Here is an 18,751-nt window from a genome sequence, read left to right as displayed (position 1 = left end):
GTTCAAGCGGCAAGGTCGTCGGCGACCTGGACCAAGGCCGCTTCATGGCGGCGCAAGGCGAAAGTGGTGTTCCCCAGGCGTACCGCGATCGGGTCGCGGCGCGGGAAGGCTTCTGCCACCACCCGAATTTTTTCCCCCGGCGCGAAACCGAGCTCCAGCAGACGGGTCTTCATCGCTGCCTGCTCCTGGCCCTCCGTCGCAGCAAGGCCGATCACGGTGGCGCATTCGCCTTTCTTCAGCAGAGCGAGATGCCGAATCGAGTCCGGGATGTTTGCTCCAGTCGATTTCACTCCCATCGTTCGCCTTTCAGTCGGGTTAAGCACATGCGTTTCGGTTTTATCCCAAAGAAAAGTATAGCACTTAAATGATAATGATTCTTAATATTGTTCACTTTGCTACAACAAAAAAAGCGTCCTGTCCATTCCGCTTGTGCTTTTCCGACCGAGAGTTACGTGAAGAAGCAACAATGTGTTAATAGGCTTTGAATTGCCGTACGGAAATGTTTATATATAAGCAAAAGAGCGCCCATGTTTCAGAACCAAGAAAAACGAGGCCTTGCACAAAGAGATGGGGAGACGTTGCATGACCGTCGACAGACAGCTGGAAGAGAAACTCAGCCAGGCCGAGGAGCGGCTCAATTTCCTGTTCGAATTCTCTTCCGACTGGTATTGGGAGCAGGACGTCGATTTCCGTTTCACCCTGGTCGCATGCAACGCCCCCCAGAAGTCGCGTTTTCCGCCCGAGGAGAGCCTGGGCAAGACGCGCTGGGAATTGCCCTATGTCGGCGTGACCGAGGAACAGTGGGAAAAGCATCGGGCCCAGCTGCGCGCCCGCCAGCCGTTCCGGAATCTGGTGCTCAAGCGCCGGGACAGCGAAGGCCGCCTCTGCGTCACCAGCATCAGCGGCGCACCAATGTACGATGCGCGCGGCGAGTTCAAGGGCTATCGCGGCATCGGCACTGACATCACCGAGCGCCGCCTGGCCCAGCAGCGGGAAGCGATGGAACATGCTGTCACGCGCCTCCTGGCCGAATCGCGCACCGTCGAGGAAGCGATGCCGAAAATCCTCGAAACCATCTGCCGCGCGCTCGACTGGGATTATGGCGCGCACTGGGGGGTGGACAAGCAGAGCGTGCGCCTGCAGCAAACGCATACCTGGCATGTGCCAGGTATCGATGTGAAGGATTTCATCGAAGCCTCGCTGCGTTGCGAGCCCGCGCATGAAAACATGATGTCAGTCGAAGGCGGGGGCGTGATCCGGCGTGCGTGGCTGGCGCGCGAGCCGCTGTGGATGGCGGATGTCACGCGTGACGTGAGTTACATCCGGGCCTCGGCGGCTGCGCGCGCCGGACTACGCACCGCATTCGCCTTTCCCATCCTGCTGGATGAGAATGTGCTCGGGGTGATGGAGTTCTACAGCCGCGAATTCTGCCACCCGGACCCCGCCCTGCTCCAGAGCCTGCGCGCCATCGGCAGCCAGATCGGCCTGTTCTGCGAACGCAAGCAACTGGAAACGCGGCAGGCCATGCAGCACAGCGTGACACGCCTGCTGGCCGATTCCGCCGCGCCCGAACAGACCATGCCGGAACTCATTCGGACCATCTGCAAGACGCTCGGCTGGGACTACGGCGGCTACTGGAGCCTCGACAGTCGGACGCAATCGGTGCGCTGCCGTGCCATCTGGAAGGCTGCGCATCTGGATGCCGAGGAATTCCTGCAGCGCACCCGGGAGAAGGTGATCTTCGTACAGCACATGCACCCGCAGCGGGATGGGCATCTCACCCGGCTCTGGACCAGCCGCAAACCGGTGTGGGTGGACGACATCGGCAAGCCCGACGTTTCCGCCTGTACCCGCGTCCAGCAGGCGCGGCGCCACGGCTTGCACTCGGTGTTCGCCTTTCCCATCCTGGCCGGGCAGGAAGTCATCGGTGCGATCGAATTCTTCAGCCGCAATATCCGTCAGCCCGACGACATCCTGATCGACACGGCATCCTCGATCGGCATCCAGATCGGCGAGTTCTGCCGACGCAAGGAGGCCGAGGAAAGAGTCCACTATCTCGCCTATTACGACAGCCTCACCGGCCTGCCCAACCGCATCCTGTTCAACCAGCGCCTGCAGCACGGCCTGAGCTCCGCGCAGCGCACCGGCGCCCGTCTCGCAGTGCTGTTCATCGACATGGACCGCTTCAAGAACATCAATGACACCCTCGGGCATGACGCCGGCGACCATCTGCTGCAGGAGACGGCCAGGCGTTTCACGTCCTGCGTGCGGGCCAGCGATACCGTCGCCCGCCTTGGTGGAGACGAATTCGTCGTCCTGCTGGAAGACATCGACGATCCCCGGGATGCCGCCGCCGTGGCGCGCAAGATCATCGAATCAGCGCTGGCACCCTTGCGGCTCATGCACCGCGAGTACCACGTAAGCGCAAGCGTCGGCATCAGTCTGTTTCCGGACGACGGCAAGGATGCGCAAACACTGATGAAACATGCCGACATCGCGATGTACCTAGCCAAGGCCCAGGGCAAGAACAATTACCAGTTCTACTCCGCGCGGATCAACCTGCATTCCTCCCAGCGGCTGGCACTCGAGTCAAGCCTGCGCCATGCTCTGGCGCGCGGCGAGCTTCTGCTGCATTACCAGCCGAAGGTCGACCTCGCCAGCGGCCGCATCACCGGGGCCGAAGCCCTGCTGCGCTGGATGCATCCGGATCTCGGCATGGTGCCGCCGACACAATTCATTCCGATTGCGGAGGAAACCGGCCTGATCGTTCCCATCGGCCGCTGGGTGATCGATACCGCCTGCGCGCAGAACAAGGCGTGGCAGGACCAGGGCTTGCCGAAGCTGTGCGTCGCAGTCAACCTGTCGGCCCGCCAGTTCAATGATGGCAGTCTGACGGAGGATCTCGCCCGGGCCCTTGAAAGCAGCGGACTGCCTCCCGAGTTGCTGCAACTCGAAATCACCGAAAGCATGGTGATGGCCGATCCGGACGATGCGGCCCGGATCCTGTCCGGCGTGCAGGCGATGGGCGTGTCGATCGCGATCGACGACTTCGGCACCGGCTATTCCTCGCTCAGCCAGCTCAAGCGCTTCCCGATCAACACGCTCAAGGTCGACCGCTCCTTCATCCAGGACTTGAGCACGAGCAGCGAAGACGCGGCAATCGCAGGCGCCATCATCGCAATGGGCCGGGCGCTGAAGCTGAACGTGGTTGCGGAAGGCGTGGAACACCCGGAGCAGGCCAGCTTCCTGCGCGAACATCATTGCTGCGAGGCGCAGGGTTATCACTTCGGCCGCCCGATGCCGGCGGACGAGCTTGCCGACTTGCTGCGCAGCGCCGCCTCTTAGTTAGCCTGTCGCTCAATTAAGGAAGAGGTTCCGCGCGCCGGTCGCGGCTTGATCGCACTCGCTTCCATCCCCTCATTGCCGTTCCTGCATGGCCGCGGCATCGGCCACCGCCACCGCCGTCATGTTGACGATGCGGCGCGAGGTGGCAGCCGGATTCAGGATGTGCACTGGCCTGGCCGCGCCAAGCAGCATCGGCCCGACCGTCACGCCCTGTCCGCCTGTGATCTTGAGCAGGTTGAAGGCGATGTTGGCGGCATCGAGCGAAGGCATCACCAGCAGATTGGCACTGCCGGCCAGCGTGGTGCCCGGCAGGAAATGGCGGCGCACGTCTTCCACGAGGGCGGCGTCGCCCTGCATCTCCCCTTCCACTTCGAGTTGCGGCACCGTCTTCATCAGGATGTCGCGCACCGCGCGCATCTTGCGCGCCGACGGGCGGTCGGACGAACCGAACATCGAATGAGACAGCAGAGCCACTTTCGGCTGCAGCCCGAAGCGCATGATTTCCTCCGCGGCTAGCCGGGTGATGGCCGCCAGTTCCTCTGCGGTCGGATCATCATTGACATAGGTGTCGGTAATGAAGAGCGTGTACTTTTCCAGCATCAGCGCATTCATCGCCGCGAACACCTGGGCGCCGGGCGCCAGGCCGATCACGTCGCGCACATGCTCGAGATGGCCCTCGAAGCGGCCCACCGTGCCGCACAGCAGGGCATCGGCATCACCCATGTGGACCAGCATCGTGCCGATCAGGGTGTTCGAACGGCGCAGCATCGCCTTGGCAACATCGGGCGTGACGCCATGGCGGCCGCGCAATTCATGGTAGGCCTCGTGATAGGCGCGGTAGCGCGGATCTTCCTCGGGGTTCACCACTTCGAAATCCGTGCCGGCCTTCAGCCGCAGGCCGGCTCTCCGGATGCGCATGTCGATCACGTGCGGGCGGCCGATCAGGATGGGCTTGGCAAGGCCTTCGTCCACCACCGTCTGCACCGCGCGAAGGACCCGCTCTTCTTCCCCTTCCGCATAAGCGACGCGCTGGCGTGTCGCCTTGGCGGCTGAAAACACCGGCCGCATCATCAGGCCGGTGTGGTAGACCAGCTGGCTCAATTGCTGGCGGTAGGCTTCGAGATTCTCGATCGGCCGCGTGGCGACGCCGGATTCCTGCGCTGCCTTCGCCACCGCCGGCGCAATCTTTTCGATCAGGCGCTGATCGAAGGGTTTGGGAATGATGTAATCCGGCCCGAAGCTCAGCGTCTGTCCCGCATAGGCCACAGCGACCGCATCGCTGGTTTCCACTTCCGCCAGTTCCGCGATCGCCTTCACGCAGGCGAGCTTCATCTCTTCCGTGATCTTGGTCGCGCCGCAATCGAGAGCGCCGCGAAAGATGTAGGGAAAGCACAGCACATTGTTGACCTGGTTCGGGTAATCCGATCGGCCGGTCGCGATGATGCAGTCCGGGCGCGCCGCCTTTGCCACCTCCGGCCGGATTTCCGGCTCGGGATTGGCCAGCGCCAGGATGATCGGCTTGTCGGCCATCGTCTTCACCATCTCGGCCGTCAGCACGCCGGAGGTGGAACAGCCGAGAAAGACGTCGGCTTCCTTGACGATGTCGGCGAGCGTTCGTGCCGCCGTCTGCTGCGCATAACGCGCCTTGTTGGCCTCCATGTTCGCCTCGCGGCCCGCATAGATCACGCCCCGCGAGTCGGTGACGAAGATGTTTTCGCGGCGGATGCCGAGGCTGACGAACGTATCGAGGCAGGCAATGGCGGCGGCGCCGGCGCCGGATACCGCTACCTTCACATTGCCGATCTCCTTGCCGACCACTTTCAGGCCGTTGAGCAGCGCCGCGGCGGAAATGATTGCCGTGCCATGCTGGTCGTCATGGAACACCGGGATGTTCATGCGCTCGCGCAACTGCTTTTCGATGTAAAAGCATTCGGGAGCCTTGATGTCTTCCAGGTTGATGCCGCCCACCGTCGGCTCCAGCATGGCGATCGCATCCACCAGCTTGTCCGGGTCGTGTTCCGCCAGCTCGATGTCGAACACATCGATGCCGGCGAATTTCTTGAACAGGCAACCCTTGCCTTCCATGACCGGCTTGCCCGCAAGTGGCCCGATATTGCCGAGGCCGAGCACCGCGGTGCCGTTGGTAACCACGCCGACCAGGTTGGCGCGCGAGGTGTATTCGGCGGCAGTGGTCGGATCCCTGGCGATTTCCTCACAGGCGTAGGCAACGCCGGGCGAATAGGCAAGCGACAGGTCGCGCTGGTTCGACAGCGCCTTGGTGGCAACGACTTCGATCTTGCCGCGGGTCGGACTGCGATGGTATTCAAGCGCCGCACTGCGCAACTGTTCGTCCCTGGTCTTGTCCGTGTTCGTCATCTCGATACTCATGGCATGTCCTCAAGCAATGCGCAGAAAATTTGCGGGAAAGCTTTAACAAATACCATTACCGGCGAGCAGGTCGTATGACATTTATCAGCATCGCGGCCCGCCGCGACTACTCTTTGATGGAGGTCTTTTCCGGAGTGGAAGCCCGGAGGAACAGCAGGGGCTTGCCTGCATTGCTTGCAGCCAGACAAGAGATGTATGACCTTTCAACATGCACCGGGCTCGCGCGACCCGGAGTCCAAATCACTCCTTGCCCGCTTCCAGCATGGCGATGCGTCGTTCGCGCTCGCGCTGCACCAGGTGTGCCGCGGCGGCTTCATCGATGCCCAGCATCTGCAGCACCTGCGACGACAACTGCAGGCTCGACTCCAGCGTTTCCGGAATGACCAGGGTCGCGCCTGCCTGCCGCAATGCCAGCGCATGCCTTTCATCGCGCGAGCGTGCCAGCACCGGTGTGTACGGGTAATCGTGCCGGATCGCCCGGACAGCCTGCAGCACCGAGGCCGGATGATCCATGGTGAGCACGATGGCGGAAGCCGTATCCGCATGCGCCTTGCGCAAGAGCTCCGCCCGCACCGCATTCCCGAAAAAAACGGTGCCGGCCGGCGGATGCAGTTCCGCCAGCAGGCGTGCATCATTCTCGAGTGCGACGTAGGGTATGCCCTGCGCCTCGAGGACCTGCGCCAGGACCTGGCCGACGCGACCGAAACCGGCGATCAGCACATGTCCCTGCGCCGGCATCGCGGTCGCCTCGTCCATCGTCCCCGCCGGCTCGCGCTGCCGTTCCTGCCACCAGTCGCCGAACAGGCGCCCCGCGCGAGCCGCCAGTGGCGTCACAAACAGGCTGAGCCCGACCACCAGCATCATGAACTGGCCCACTGCAGGCTCAAGCAACCGGCTCGCAACTGCATAGGCCACGACGATGAAGGCGAACTCGCCTCCCTGCCCCAGCAGCAAGCCGCCTTCCACTGCGCGCCCCCAGTGAAAACCGCCGATGCGGAACAAGACGGTCAGCACGACTCCCTTGATCAGGAACAGGCCAAGCACCGAAAGCGGAAGCCAGACCGGAGAGCGGATCACTTCGCGCACATCGATCTGCATGCCGACCGACATGAAAAACAGGCCCATCAGCAAGCCCTTGAATGGCTCGATGGTGATTTCGACTTCATGCCGGAATTCGGTCTCCGCCAGCAGCAGACCGGCGAGGAAGGCGCCCAGGGCCATCGACAGCCCGGCAGCCGCCGTCAGGCCGGCAATGCCAAGGCTGCTCAGCAAGGTGAGTGCCATGAACACGTCCGGCTGCCGCTGCTGTGCAAAGGAATGGAATGCCGGGCGGATCACGCGACGCCCCAGCAGGTAGATCAGCGCGATCGCACCGGCCGCCTTCAGGATCGCCCATCCCGCCAGCGGCAGCGCGCTGCCGCCCTTCCCCTCCGCCAGCACGTCAAACAGGATGAAGATCGGTACCACCGCCAGGTCCTGCAGCATCAGGATGGAGAACGCCGCCTGGCCGAGCGGCACTGCCAGCGCGCGCTGCTCGTTCAGCAGCTGCATCACGACCGCAGTCGATGACAGCGACAGGACCAGGCCCAGCACGATGGCGGCTTCCACCCGGTTCCCAAACCAGTAGGCCAGCCCGCCGATGACGAGGGTACTCAAGACGATCTGCGCAGTGCCGGCGCCGAACACCCAGCGCCTCAAAGCCCACAAGCGCTCGGTGGACAGTTCCAGGCCGATCATGAACATGAGGAACAGCACGCCCATCTCGGCAAGCGGCGCGATGTCGTCGACGTGCATGAAGGTGAAATAGGTCAGCAACGGGATTTCTCCTGCCCACAGGCCGAGCCCGAATGGCCCGACCAGCACGCCGGCGGCAAGAAAGCCGAGGACCTGGTTGATGCGCAGGCGCTGCAGAAGCGGAATCAGGATGCCGGCCAGCGAGAGGAACAGCAGGAGCTCTCGCAGAAAAGGGAAGGCATGTTGCTCTTGCATCGTCAGAGGCCGGTGTGCTGGGGGAATGGAGGAGAAATGCGTTTCGAAATTGCAATGCGAAAGTTGCAAGCCATTTTATCCCAAGGCCCGGCGGCCAAGGCTTCCGGAATAACCGGTTTTCCTGACTGCATCGCACTTCATCGGAATCGGGTGAATCACACTCTCTGCTATTGAAACGGCAAGCATGGGAATTGCCCGCACAGACATTCACCCGTCGAATGTCGGATATGTGAAATCGAAAGTGGATTTATACCGGTACGTTCCCATAATGAGAAGCAAGGCGCAATGCGCCACGACTATCGAATGAAAGGAACAAGAAATGTCGACAACGAGCCTCGTTACTTATCCTCAGCAAGCGGCGAATGGCAGCTATCTGCCGAATGTCGGCCGCGCTACGTTGAATCTTCTTGCCGCACTGTTCGCGGTTCCGGCAACCGAGCCCGCAAAGGCCGTTACCAGCAAACGCGTCAAGGACATGAGCATCTGGGAACTGTACCGCCTGACCGTCGGGTACGATTCCGTCAGCCCGAAAGTGGCAGCCAGGCTGCGGGCAGCCCTGGTCGAAGGCTGACTTCCGGGAGATCCCGGAACGCTCCTGCACAGGAGCTTCCGCAATTCCCTTCACGCAAAGGCCTGCAACCGGCAACGGTGCAGGCCTTTTGCTTTGCTGTTAGACAGGCAACATGCACTCCGGGAGGCCTTCGGCTTCGCGTGGACGGCTTCAGATATTGATCAGCGTGGCACCGGGCGGTGGTGCAAAGTCGGCAATTTCATTGACCAGGCCGAATTCAAGTGCCTCGTGCGCCGTAATGAACAGATCGGCAAACCGATGCACGCTCCATTTTTCCTCCGGCATCCTGATGTGCTCCTTGAGGATACTTTCAATCCTGGCATCATCCACCACCAGGGATTGGGTAACTGCGCTGAGCTGGGCCGACGTGGCGGCACTGCCGCCATAGAAGGTCGCCTTGTGAATCATGAAGGTTGCGGTCCTGCTCGCCTTCCTCTTCCTGGCCGCAAGGAACATGACCACTGCGATCGACTGCACCATCCCGGTATTGTAGGCAATGATGTCGATCGGCAGATTCTTCAGGTAGTTGTGCAATGCGATTCCGTCGCCAATGATGCCGCCGGTTGACTGGATCATCAGGTGCAAGGTTTGCACGCCGTTCGACACGGCGCCGGCGATCTGATTGAACAGCCGCTGCACCATGGCGTCATCCACCCTGCCGGCAAGCGTGGCATAGATCTCCGTCTTGTTGCTGGGTTCGCCCTCCATCATCCACCCTTCGCATGATCCGCGACTTGCGTCACTCCGGAATGCCCTCCCCTTCGCTGAAGAATTGCCAGCGGCCTTATTTCTTCGAGGAGTCCGGTCCCTCTTTCTGTGCACCTGCCACTTCGACGTTGATCCACCGCTCCATCCAGCCGACCAGGCGCGCCACCATGTCCAGGCGATGCGACGGCTTTCCGCTCTCGAAGAAGTGGTGGCTGCCGCCGGGGTAGATGACCATTTCGACCAGGGTATCCGTGCCGCTCAGAAGCGCAGTGAACAATTCCTCCGACTGGCTGACCGGGCAGCGCTGGTCCTGTTCGCCCTGCAGGATCAGCGTGGCCGCACGCGCCCTTTCGATATAGCCCATCGGGGAAAGCTCGCGCATCTTGTCGCGCTGGATCTTCAGTTCGCCATACATGGAATAGGCATCCGAATAAAAGCCGCTGTCGGAAATGGCGGCATGGCTTTCCAGGTCGGCGACCGGCGCCGACACGACTGCCGCACGGAACAATCGACTGTTCCCGATCGCCCATGCAGTCAGATACCCGCCATATGATTTGCCAGTGATGGCCAGGCGTGTGTCGGCAAGGCCTTCGCGCTGCAGCGCGTCGACCGCCGCCAGGTGCTGGGGCAAGTCACGCTTGCCCCAATGGCCGCGCAGCCGTGCGCTGAAGTCCCGGCCATAGCTGCTCGAACCGACCGGGTTGAGCGCCAGCACTGCCCACCCGCGCGACACCAGGACCGGCCAGTAGACATGCGAGTTGTACTGCAGCAGCGTGTAGCTGGCAGGTCCGCCATGCGCATCGACCAGCAGCGGCATTGGTCCCTTGGCACCGGGCGGCCGCAACAGCCAGCCGTCGACCTGTTCGCGCCCGCCTTCTCCATCCGGCACGTCGAAACGCCTCACCTCCACTTCCGGCAGGATGCGCTCCCGCCACCAGGGGTTGAAATCAGTGAGGCGAATTTCGTTCCTGCCTTGCCAGTCGGTGCAGCAGACCTCGTTCGGCGTGCGAACGTCCTCGGTGACGAAGACCAGTCGCTGCCCACTGCAGGCCACGCGGGCTATCTGACGATCGCCCGTGACCAGGCGCGAAAGCTGGCCCTCCGGCACCGATACCGACACGACTTCGTGCCTGCCCTTGCGCGCCAGGACCAGCACCACCTTCGATGAATCCTGCGACCAGTACACGGTCTTCCCCGATACCACTTCGATGGATTCGTCGCCGAGCGGTCGTACCCTGTCGGCTGCCACTTCATACAGCCACAGGCGCATCTGCGAATCGCCTTCTTCGGCGCTGCCCGTGAATACGATGAAGCGGCCGTCGGGCGACCATTTCGGATACTGCACCGATGCGACCTCGTGCGAGACCTGGCGCTGGTTCCTGCCATCCGCATCCATCAGCCAGACATCGCTGCGGTGTGCGAACCGCCCTTCGCGCGTGCGGGTATAGGCAATCCGCCGGCTGTCCGGCGACCAGTGCGCGCTCCTGACTTCATACGGTCCATCCGTCATCTGTACATGATCGCCGGTATGCGCATCCACCGTGAACAAATGTATCTCGCTGTCGAGAATGTAGCCGATGCCATCCAGCTTGTATGGCAGGCGCCAGACAGGCTTCGGCGCATCGGCCGGCCGGTTCGTGTTTCCCTTTTTGCCGCGGTCTCCATGGGTTTCAGGATCGATGGACAGAGTGCAGCACGCCAAAAGGCGCTGCCCGTCAGGCGCCCACTCGATCGACATGGCGCCGGAAGCAAGATGGCTGAGCTGTTTCGCCTCGCCGCCATCGCGCGGAATCAGATGGATCTGCCGGCCGCTGCCGCGGGAAGAAAGGAACGCGAGCTGCGATCCGTCCGGCGACCAGCGCGGCATGTCGTCGGCGGAACCGCTGGTGAATTGCCGTGGCGGGCTGCCGTCGAGCGGCACCAGCCAGATCGTCGTGCTCGTTGAATCCTGCTCCCGGCTGATCGTCTGCACTTCGCATGCAGCAAGCTCGATTGCGGGAACACAGTCAAGTTCGGTGATCGTTTTGTAGAGAAAAAGATCATCCGGTTGAAATGGGGTTGGCATGTGCGCTCTTACGCAGCGATGTTCGGGTAAAGCGGCATTCAGTTTATGGACGACGAATGAAGGCCGGGCCCGTTGCAGAGGCCGGGCCAATTGCTTGGCCCGGCGTTGTATGAACTAGCGATTGTCCCGGTTCTCCTGGTTCCGGTTCTGTTCGTTCTGATTGTTTCTGTTCTGCTCGTTCTGGTTGTTCTGGTTCTGATTGTTCTGGTTCTGATTGTTCTGGTTCTGATTGTTCTGGTTGTTCTGGTTGTTCTGGTTCTGCTGATTCTGGTTTTGCTGATTCGTCATGATGAACTCCATTGCGTTAAGAAAGCCGGCAAGCGCCGGAACGGTGACTTACGCATCAGCCGTGCCAGGTATCGATACCATGCATTTGCCTATTTGGGCGGCTCAGCGCCGGCAAGTTGGGACGTGGCGCGTCTTTCAGATTCTCCGAACGCTCCTGAATATGCGCGTCTGCCAGTGTTTCCTCACCCTGAACCGGCTCAAGCCTGCGCGAACACCTTTCAACGCGACCATCTTACGCAGTGTAAAAAATGTATGGCCTACACGGTGCAAGTCAGATTTACATCTGCGGGACAACATCGAGGCCCGCCTCTCGCTTCTGGCGGCACAAGTTTTGCATTAGCACTGGTCTCCGCGTCTTGCATGAGGAACATTGTCCTACCGCGCCTGATTGCAAGCCTGCCTGAACGAAATGCCGGCTTCTTCCTGTTGCCAGTCGATAAGGCGGCGGGAAAAGCGGGAATACTGGCTGTTCAGCCGAAAGGAGGCGTTATGCCAACCACGTTTTCCGGTCGCTGCGCATGTGGCGCTGTCCGCTATGAATGCAGCACTGCTCCCTTGGGCATGTATCACTGCCATTGCCGCGCCTGCCAGCGGGCGAGCGGTGCACCGTACTCGTCGTTATTGATTCTGCCTGCCAGCGCAGTGAGTATCTCCGGTTCCCCGGCGCGCTATACAGCGTCCACTGCAGGCGGCACCGACCATCCGCACTCCGCGTTCTGCCAATCATGCGGAACGCCGCTGTTTGCGACAAGCGACGCCAATGCCGACGTTCTCATCATCAAGGCCCTTTCTCTGGACGATCCAAGTTGGTTCCATGCAATCGCCGATATCTGGACTGCAAGTGCACTGCCATGGACCACATGCGATACCCACATACCCAAAGTCTACAAGGCGCCTCCATTGCTGCTGCAGACCGACGTGGTCAGCATGTAGCGCGGGGCATCTGTGCAGATCCCACATGCAACGAGTGGGTACAAAGTTTGCAGTTGGAACCAACCCGGCCCGAACTTTGCTGGAGCCGGGCTTTCCGTCGAGTCGACACCTCAAGAGGAAATATGCAGTGTTTCAGAGTTGCGCATCTTTGCCGCAATGGCGTTGAACTGATCATCGTTCCGATCGGCAGTTCGTTCGGTCAGTTGTCTCCGACAGAAAAACAGAAAGTCATTACACAGCTTCAGACCGTGGCATCGAATGCAGGACTCGATGGTGTCGTGGTTCCTGTATGGAGCACCACAGATGGCGGCATGGGTTTCATCGCACCGCCGCCATGGCATGCGTTTTTCAAAAGCATCAGCATGCGCTCCGTATCGGCCGGGCTCAACAGGGAAATATGCTGGTGAGCATCCATTCTCGTCCCTGGACGGCCTTCTTCTCTATCAAACCGCGTTCCGCCAACCCGGGACGCTTTGCCCTGCCTTGCAAACAACAACCAAGAAAGTGATCTTTCATGAATGAACGATATCTTCCCCAGCCGGACAAGCAACTGGAACTCTGGGGCGGCCTCGAATGCACCGTCAACCGGGTGTCCGACAATTATTTCAGCCAGATGGAACGAAACGGCCACGCCGATCGCGCAGACGACATCCATCGTTTTGCATCGCTCGGCATACGTGCCATCCGCTACCCGATACTATGGGAACGGACGGCGCCCGATGGCATCGAACAGGCAGACTGGTCATGGCCCGACGAGCGCCTGTCTGCGCTGCGGCAAGCCGGGATCACGCCGATCGCCGGGCTGGTGCATCACGGCAGCGGTCCACGCCACACCAGCCTGATCGACCCCGAATTTGCGCCGCAGCTGGCGGAGTTTGCAGGCGCGGTAGCGCAGCGCTATCCCTGGCTGGAATACTACACGCCGGTCAACGAGCCGCTGACGACTGCGCGCTTCAGCGGACTGTATGGCGTCTGGTATCCGCACGGGCGCGATGAAAAAACCTTCATCCGGGCGCTCGTGAACCAGTGCCGCGGCGTGGTGCTCTCGATGCGGGCGATCCGCAAGATCAATCCGCATGCCCGGCTGGTGCAGACGGATGATCTCGGGAAAACGTACGGCACGCCCGAAATGTCCGGTCTGGCGAACTTTTACAATGAGCGACGGTGGCTATCGTGGGACTTGTTGTGCGGGAAGGTCGGCCCGGAGCACGCACTCTGGGATTATCTGGTCGGGACCGGCATCGATCCCGCAGAGTTTCTCTGGTTCCGGGACAATCCTTGCCCGCCCGACATTATCGGGATCAACTATTACATCACCAGCGAGCGCTGGCTGGATCATCGCGCGGAAAACTATCCGCCCCAGTACATCGGCCAGTATGCCGGCCATGCCTTTGCCGATATCGAAACCGCGCGCGCGCTTGCAACGCCTACGCCCGGCATCGGGCCCTTGCTGCAGGAAGCCTGGGACCGGTACCGCCTGCCTCTCGCCGTGACCGAGGCGCATCTCGACGCCACGCGCGAAGACCAGATGCGCTGGCTGCTGGAAATCTGGGAAGCCGCCAGAGAGGCGCAAGCCAACGACGTCGATATCCGTGCGGTCACGGTATGGGCCTTGCTTGGTTCGTACGACTGGAACTGTCTGGTTACCGAATGCAAAGGTTATTACGAACCCGGCCCGTTCGACGTGCGATCGCCCTTGCCGCGTCCGACCGCAGTCGCCGGCATGATGCGGGCGCTCGCCAGCGGCCAGCCGCTGTTGCATCCTGTCCTGACGGGGCATGGGTGGTGGCGCAGGCCGGGAAGATTCCTTTGCCCGCCGGTCGCCACCCATTCCGTACTTGCTTCGATTTCGGCCGATGGCCACAGCATGGTGGATAGCATGGTTTCCCCGATCCTGATCACCGGCGCTACCGGCACCCTGGGCAGGGCATTCGCCCGGATCTGCGACCAGCGCAACCTCGTCTATCGCCTGGTGGACCGCCGCGAGATGGATATCGCCGATCCGGAATCGGTTGCACAGGCAATTGCGCGCTACCGGCCCTGGGCCATCGTGAATGCATGCGGCTATGTGCGGGTGGATGATGCCGAGACCGATGCCGAGCGCTGCTTCCGCGAAAACACGCAGGGACCCGCAGTGCTTGCAGCCGCCTGCGCAAGGCATGACATCCATCTCTTGAGCTTTTCGAGCGACCTGGTCTTCGACGGCAGGCAGCAATCGCCCTATGTCGAAACCGATCCGGTTGCGCCGATCAATGTCTATGGCAGGAGCAAGGCGGACGCCGAGCTCAGGATGCTGGACACCCACTCCCGCTCGCTGGTGGTGCGCACGAGCGCCTTCTTCGGCCCGTGGGACAAGCACAATTTCCTTGAGCACGTCCTGAACAATCTGGAACGCGGCATGCCATGTGCGGCAGCAAGCGACATCACGGTTTCGCCAACCTTCGTGCCCGATCTCGTCCATGCATGCCTGGACCTGCTGATCGATGGGGAAACCGGCATCTGGCATCTGACCAACGGCAACCCGGTGACCTGGTCGGGCCTCGCCCTGCAGGCTGCCGAACTGGCCGGCGCCGACGCCAGCAGGCTGGAGCCATGCCCGGGCGATCGCCTCGGCTATGTCGCGGCACGCCCGGCATACAGCGCATTGAACAGCGGACGGGGCACCCTCCTGCCCGCTCTGGACGATGCGCTGCAACGCTATTTGCTGATGCGCAAGGAAGAGGCAGCCAAGGAGCAATTGACACGCAAGACCGGCACTGCGCGCAGCCAGGCCTGATTCAGCAGCAGGCATCTGGCGTCTTGCAGTCCGGAGGAAACACGGAATTCGATCAGAGCCTGTACCGGACATTTCAAGGAGAGTGCAATGAGCACGACGACCACTGCCGACCATCCCATTGACCATGCACACGACCATCCGCACGGCTGGGAACGATGGTTGTTCGCGACCAACCACAAGGACATCGGCACTCTGTACCTGTGGTTCTCCTTCGTCATGTTCCTGTCCGGCGGCGTACTGGCCTTGCTGATCCGCGCCGAGCTGTTCCAGCCGGGCCTGCAGCTGTTTCGTCCGGAATTTTTCAACCAGCTGACCACCATGCATGGCCTGGTCATGATATTCGGCGCGATCATGCCCGCCTTCGTCGGCTTCGCCAACTGGATGATTCCCTTGCAGGTCGGCGCATCCGACATGGCTTTTGCCCGGATGAACAATTTCTCGTTCTGGCTGCTGCCGGTCGGAGGATTGCTGCTGACCGGCTCCTTCTTCTCTGCCGGCGGGGCTACCGCTTCCGGCTGGACCATGTACCCGCCGCTGTCGCTGCAGATGGGAGTCGGCATGGACATGACCATCTTTGCGGTGCACGTCATGGGCATCTCGTCGATCATGGGAGCGATCAACATCATCACCACGGTCCTGAACATGCGCGCGCCAGGCATGACCCTGATGAAGATGCCGATGTTCTGCTGGACCTGGCTGATCACCGCCTACCTGCTGATCGCCGTCATGCCCGTGCTCGCCGGTGCGGTAACGATGATGCTCACCGACCGCCATTTCGGCACCACCTTCTTCAATGCGGCCGGCGGCGGCGACCCGGTGATGTACCAGCATATCTTCTGGTTCTTCGGCCACCCCGAGGTCTACATCATGATCCTGCCGGCGTTCGGCATCATTTCGCAGGTCGTGCCGGCGTTTTCCCGCAAGCCCCTGTTCGGCTATGCCTCGATGGTGTATGCGACCGCCTCGATCGCGATCCTGTCCTTCATCGTCTGGGCACACCACATGTTCACGACCGGCATGCCCATCACGGCCCAGCTGTTCTTCATGTATGCCACCATGCTGATTGCGGTGCCGACCGGCGTGAAGATCTTCAACTGGACGGCAACGATGTGGAAAGGCTCGCTGACCTTTGAAACCCCGATGCTGTTTGCGATCGGCTTCATCTTCGTGTTCACCATCGGCGGCTTTACCGGCCTGATCCTGGCCGTCGCGCCAATCGACGTGCAGGTGCAGGATACCTACTACGTCGTGGGCCACTTCCACTATGTGCTGGTGGCCGGTTCGCTGTTCGCACTGTTTTCCGGTTATTACTACTGGTCGCCGAAATGGACCGGGTTCATGTACAACGAAACCCGCGGCAAGATCCATTTCTGGAATTCCATCATATGGGTGAACGTCACGTTCTTCCCCATGCACTTCCTCGGGCTGGCCGGCATGCCGCGCCGCTATGCCGACTATCCGGCGCAGTTCACCGACTTCAATGAACTGACGACGATCGGCGCATTCCTGTTCGGGCTGTCCCAGGTCTATTTCCTGTTTGCCGTGGTCTTGCCGCAGATCCGGGGCGGCCAGAAGGCGGCGGCCAAACCCTGGGAAGGCGCGGATGGGCTGGAGTGGACGGTGCCGAGTCCGGCGCCCTTCCATACGTTCGAAACGCCGCCATTGGTCAAGTAGCGGCTGCGTCTGATGGAACCGGCAGGTCGGCAATGACATGCTTGCTGTGAGCACTGTAATGGACAAGAATGAATGGACGCTGAAGCGCAATTGCTCTCTGTCGCCAAGACAGCTGGCCGGCGCCTACGCCATCCTTTGCCTCATGTCCTTCATCGTTGCGGCAGCCTGTCTGCTGACCAGCGGCGTTTGGCAGGTCCTCGCCTTCGCCATCCTGGAGATGGCGGGGGTTGCGCTGGCGTTCCTGCAATATGCGCGGCATGCAACCGATCACGAGCACATTGCCTTGCTGGATGGCTGCCTGCTGATCGAGCGGGTGGAAGCCGGGCACACGAAGCAGACCCGGCTCGAGCCCTGCTGGCTGCGGATTACCCTGCCTTCGCGTTCCCAGGATCTGATCTGCCTGGAATCGCGTGGCGTAAAAGTCGAGGTGGGACGGTTTGTGCCGGCTGCAAAACGGTGGCAGGTTGGCCTGGAACTGCGGCAAATGCTGCAGGGCGGCCTGGCATCTTCATGACCGAGCCGGCAGGAACCACGCTGCAAGTCGGGCAACGGTGGGGGAACGTATGGGGAGGTGGTGGTCGGTACTGGGATCGAACCAGTGGCTTCCACCGTGTGAAGGTGGCACTCTACCGCTGAGTTAACCGACCGGATTGTGACTGCAACAGACTCCAGGGATCTTGCCCTGAAGCCAAGGCTTCTCGGGGGAGGCTGGCTGCCCTTGCGGCAACCGTCCCGGAAAGGCCCGCATTATCTCACAAACTGCGGGCCGTATCAATTTTCCGCGGCGGCGCGCCAGACGCAGCTGCCCTTGACTTCCTTGTCCAGCCGGTCGAGCAAGGCTTCGTGTTCGGCCAGTTCCTCCGCCGTGGCCTGCAGGAGGATGATGTCGGCCAGCGGCATGGCGTTGGCCGATCCACCATCCTGGCCGGACTCGGGAACCGCGAGGTCTATCGTCAGGCTGTTCTGGCCGCGGGTCATCGCAAGGTAGACCTCGGCCAGCAGCTCGGCATCCAGCAATGCCCCGTGCAGGGCGCGATGCGCATTCGAGATGCCATAGCGGTCGCACAGCGCATCCAGCGAATTGCGCTTGCCCGGATGCATTTCCTTGGCCTGCACCAGGGTATCGGTGATTTTCAGGACATGGTCGGCAAAGCATGGCAGCCCGAGGCGGTCGAATTCCGCATCCAGAAAGGCCAGGTCGAAGGGGGCGTTATGGATGATGATTTCCGCGCCCTTCACGTAGTCGCGCAACTCGTCAGCGATCTCGGCGAACTTCGGCTTGTCGCTCAGAAATTCAGTGGTCAGGCCGTGCACCGCCAGCGCGCCCTCTTCCGAATCCCGTTCCGGATTCACGTAGTAATGCAGGTTGTTGCCGGTGAGCCTGCGGTTCACCAGTTCCACGCAGCCGATTTCGATGATGCGGTCGCCAGAGCGGGGATTCAATCCCGTGGTTTCGGTATCGAGAACGATTTGTCGCATGAGCCTGAAAATGAAATTGGTTGGAATGTCCGCGTGCGCTTCATGGCTTGCCGGGACAGGGAAGGCCCGACTCTAGCACAGCCATGCCTGCTCATGAAGCAGACACCGAGGCCACGCCGAGATTGGCCAGCGCATCGGCGCGCTCGTTGCCTTCATGCCCCGCATGACCCTTCACCCAGCGCCACTGGATGCGGTGTTGGGCCTGGGCGGCATCGAGCGCCTGCCACAGGTCGACATTCTTGACCGGTTCCTTGGCCGCCGTCTTCCAGCCGCGCGCCTTCCAGGAATGGATCCATTCGCTGATCCCCTTGTGCACATACTGGCTGTCGGTATGCACGATCACCTCGCAGGGGCGTTTCAGCACGCCCAGCGCTTCGATCACGGCCTTCAGTTCCATCCGGTTGTTGGTGGTGTTCGGCTCGCCGCCAAACAATTCCTTCTTGTGCTCTCCCGCGATCAGCAATGCGCCCCAGCCGCCGGGACCAGGATTGCCCTTGCAGGCCCCGTCGGTAAATATCTCTACTGTTTCCATGCG

At 61.4% G+C, this 18,751-nt stretch carries 14 protein-coding genes and 1 tRNA gene; 6 read left to right on the top strand and 9 right to left on the bottom strand.

The window, feature by feature from the left end:
- Nucleotides 1–2: 2 nt before the first annotated feature.
- A complete protein-coding gene (locus tag HGHM_RS06015) occupies nt 3–296 on the bottom strand; it encodes a FeoA family protein (protein WP_019140612.1) in 294 nt (97 codons plus the stop codon).
- 286 nt (nt 297–582) lie between these two features.
- Here HGHM_RS06015 and HGHM_RS20820 point away from each other — a divergent pair, with 286 nt between their 5' ends.
- A complete protein-coding gene (locus tag HGHM_RS20820; protein WP_051155285.1) occupies nt 583–3,345 on the top strand; it encodes a bifunctional diguanylate cyclase/phosphodiesterase in 2,763 nt (920 codons plus the stop codon).
- Between the two features lie 72 nt (nt 3,346–3,417).
- Here the strand turns inward: HGHM_RS20820 and HGHM_RS06005 are convergent, their stop codons facing one another.
- The gene (locus HGHM_RS06005) at nt 3,418–5,733 is read right to left on the bottom strand and encodes an NADP-dependent malic enzyme (protein ID WP_026075739.1); all 2,316 of its coding nucleotides are present in this window, start codon (nt 5,731–5,733) and stop codon (nt 3,418–3,420) included.
- Between the two features lie 240 nt (nt 5,734–5,973).
- Nucleotides 5,974–7,722: a cation:proton antiporter domain-containing protein gene (locus HGHM_RS06000; RefSeq protein WP_019140610.1), complete on the bottom strand. Its 1,749-nt coding sequence runs from the start codon at nt 7,720–7,722 to the stop codon at nt 5,974–5,976.
- A 319-nt stretch (nt 7,723–8,041) separates the two neighbouring features.
- On the opposite strand from HGHM_RS06000, the gene HGHM_RS05995 reads away from it, so the two are divergent.
- Complete coding sequence (locus tag HGHM_RS05995) at nt 8,042–8,293, top strand: hypothetical protein (RefSeq protein WP_019140609.1); 252 nt, start codon at nt 8,042–8,044, stop codon at nt 8,291–8,293.
- Nucleotides 8,294–8,443: 150 nt separating this feature from the next.
- Here the strand turns inward: HGHM_RS05995 and HGHM_RS05990 are convergent, their stop codons facing one another.
- Nucleotides 8,444–9,004 carry an ATP-dependent Clp protease proteolytic subunit gene (locus tag HGHM_RS05990; RefSeq protein ID WP_019140608.1) on the bottom strand — a complete coding sequence of 187 codons (561 nt, stop codon included), beginning with the start codon at nt 9,002–9,004 and terminating at the stop codon, nt 8,444–8,446.
- 73 nt (nt 9,005–9,077) lie between these two features.
- Nucleotides 9,078–11,066: a S9 family peptidase gene (locus tag HGHM_RS05985; RefSeq protein ID WP_019140607.1), complete on the bottom strand. Its 1,989-nt coding sequence runs from the start codon at nt 11,064–11,066 to the stop codon at nt 9,078–9,080.
- Between the two features lie 105 nt (nt 11,067–11,171).
- Between HGHM_RS05985 and HGHM_RS23475 the strand changes: the two genes are divergently transcribed.
- Nucleotides 11,172–12,287, top strand: a complete 1,116-nt coding sequence (locus HGHM_RS23475) for a GFA family protein (RefSeq protein WP_148415402.1) — start codon at nt 11,172–11,174, stop codon at nt 12,285–12,287.
- Nucleotides 12,288–12,528: 241 nt separating this feature from the next.
- On the opposite strand, the gene HGHM_RS23095 is transcribed toward HGHM_RS23475, so the two are convergent.
- Entirely contained in the window at nt 12,529–12,702 is a 174-nt protein-coding gene (locus HGHM_RS23095) for a hypothetical protein (RefSeq protein WP_154652077.1), read from the bottom strand.
- Between the two features lie 99 nt (nt 12,703–12,801).
- On the opposite strand from HGHM_RS23095, the gene HGHM_RS05965 reads away from it, so the two are divergent.
- The 3 genes from HGHM_RS05965 to HGHM_RS05955 all read left to right on the top strand — a co-directional run bounded on the left by HGHM_RS05965 (nt 12,802) and on the right by HGHM_RS05955 (nt 17,251).
- A complete protein-coding gene (locus HGHM_RS05965) occupies nt 12,802–15,063 on the top strand; it encodes a family 1 glycosylhydrolase (protein ID WP_019140603.1) in 2,262 nt (753 codons plus the stop codon).
- A gap of 87 nt (nt 15,064–15,150) precedes the next feature.
- The gene (gene ctaD / locus HGHM_RS05960; RefSeq protein ID WP_019140602.1) at nt 15,151–16,737 is read left to right on the top strand and encodes a cytochrome c oxidase subunit I; all 1,587 of its coding nucleotides are present in this window, start codon (nt 15,151–15,153) and stop codon (nt 16,735–16,737) included.
- A 58-nt stretch (nt 16,738–16,795) separates the two neighbouring features.
- The gene (locus HGHM_RS05955) at nt 16,796–17,251 is read left to right on the top strand and encodes a DUF2244 domain-containing protein (protein ID WP_019140601.1); all 456 of its coding nucleotides are present in this window, start codon (nt 16,796–16,798) and stop codon (nt 17,249–17,251) included.
- Between the two features lie 58 nt (nt 17,252–17,309).
- Here HGHM_RS05955 and HGHM_RS05950 read toward each other — a convergent pair.
- From HGHM_RS05950 to rnhA, 3 genes are all read right to left on the bottom strand, one after another.
- Nucleotides 17,310–17,384 (bottom strand) — tRNA-Val (locus tag HGHM_RS05950).
- 124 nt (nt 17,385–17,508) lie between these two features.
- Nucleotides 17,509–18,216 (bottom strand): DNA polymerase III subunit epsilon, encoded by a 708-nt coding sequence (gene dnaQ / locus HGHM_RS05945; RefSeq protein ID WP_019140600.1) that lies wholly within the window; start codon nt 18,214–18,216, stop codon nt 17,509–17,511.
- A gap of 91 nt (nt 18,217–18,307) precedes the next feature.
- Nucleotides 18,308–18,748, bottom strand: coding sequence for a ribonuclease HI (rnhA, locus tag HGHM_RS05940; protein ID WP_019140599.1), 441 nt, complete (start codon nt 18,746–18,748; stop codon nt 18,308–18,310).
- Nucleotides 18,749–18,751: the final 3 nt, after the last annotated feature.

Origin of the sequence: Noviherbaspirillum massiliense JC206 (assembly GCF_000312045.1) — a bacterium.
In the GTDB taxonomy this organism is placed as follows: Bacteria; Pseudomonadota; Gammaproteobacteria; order Burkholderiales; family Burkholderiaceae_D; genus Noviherbaspirillum; species Noviherbaspirillum massiliense.
The sequence above is the reverse complement of the archived record's forward strand: the minus strand, read 5'-3'. Positions and strand labels throughout refer to the sequence as shown.

Excerpts from the sequence above, each read along its gene's own strand:
- HGHM_RS05995 (WP_019140609.1), top strand. The coding sequence starts at position 8,042 with ATGTCGACAACGAGCCTCGTTACTTATCCTCAGCAAGCGGCGAATGGC.
- rnhA (WP_019140599.1), bottom strand. The coding sequence starts at position 18,748 with ATGGAAACAGTAGAGATATTTACCGACGGGGCCTGCAAGGGCAATCCT.
- HGHM_RS20820 (WP_051155285.1), top strand. The coding sequence starts at position 583 with ATGACCGTCGACAGACAGCTGGAAGAGAAACTCAGCCAGGCCGAGGAG.
- HGHM_RS06000 (WP_019140610.1), bottom strand. The coding sequence starts at position 7,722 with ATGCAAGAGCAACATGCCTTCCCTTTTCTGCGAGAGCTCCTGCTGTTC.
- HGHM_RS05965 (WP_019140603.1), top strand. The coding sequence starts at position 12,802 with ATGAATGAACGATATCTTCCCCAGCCGGACAAGCAACTGGAACTCTGG.
- HGHM_RS06015 (WP_019140612.1), bottom strand. The coding sequence starts at position 296 with ATGGGAGTGAAATCGACTGGAGCAAACATCCCGGACTCGATTCGGCAT.
- HGHM_RS05990 (WP_019140608.1), bottom strand. The coding sequence starts at position 9,004 with ATGATGGAGGGCGAACCCAGCAACAAGACGGAGATCTATGCCACGCTT.
- HGHM_RS06005 (WP_026075739.1), bottom strand. The coding sequence starts at position 5,733 with ATGAGTATCGAGATGACGAACACGGACAAGACCAGGGACGAACAGTTG.
- HGHM_RS05985 (WP_019140607.1), bottom strand. The coding sequence starts at position 11,066 with ATGCCAACCCCATTTCAACCGGATGATCTTTTTCTCTACAAAACGATC.
- HGHM_RS23095 (WP_154652077.1), bottom strand. The coding sequence starts at position 12,702 with ATGGATGCTCACCAGCATATTTCCCTGTTGAGCCCGGCCGATACGGAG.
- dnaQ (WP_019140600.1), bottom strand. The coding sequence starts at position 18,216 with ATGCGACAAATCGTTCTCGATACCGAAACCACGGGATTGAATCCCCGC.
- HGHM_RS05955 (WP_019140601.1), top strand. The coding sequence starts at position 16,796 with ATGGACAAGAATGAATGGACGCTGAAGCGCAATTGCTCTCTGTCGCCA.
- ctaD (WP_019140602.1), top strand. The coding sequence starts at position 15,151 with ATGAGCACGACGACCACTGCCGACCATCCCATTGACCATGCACACGAC.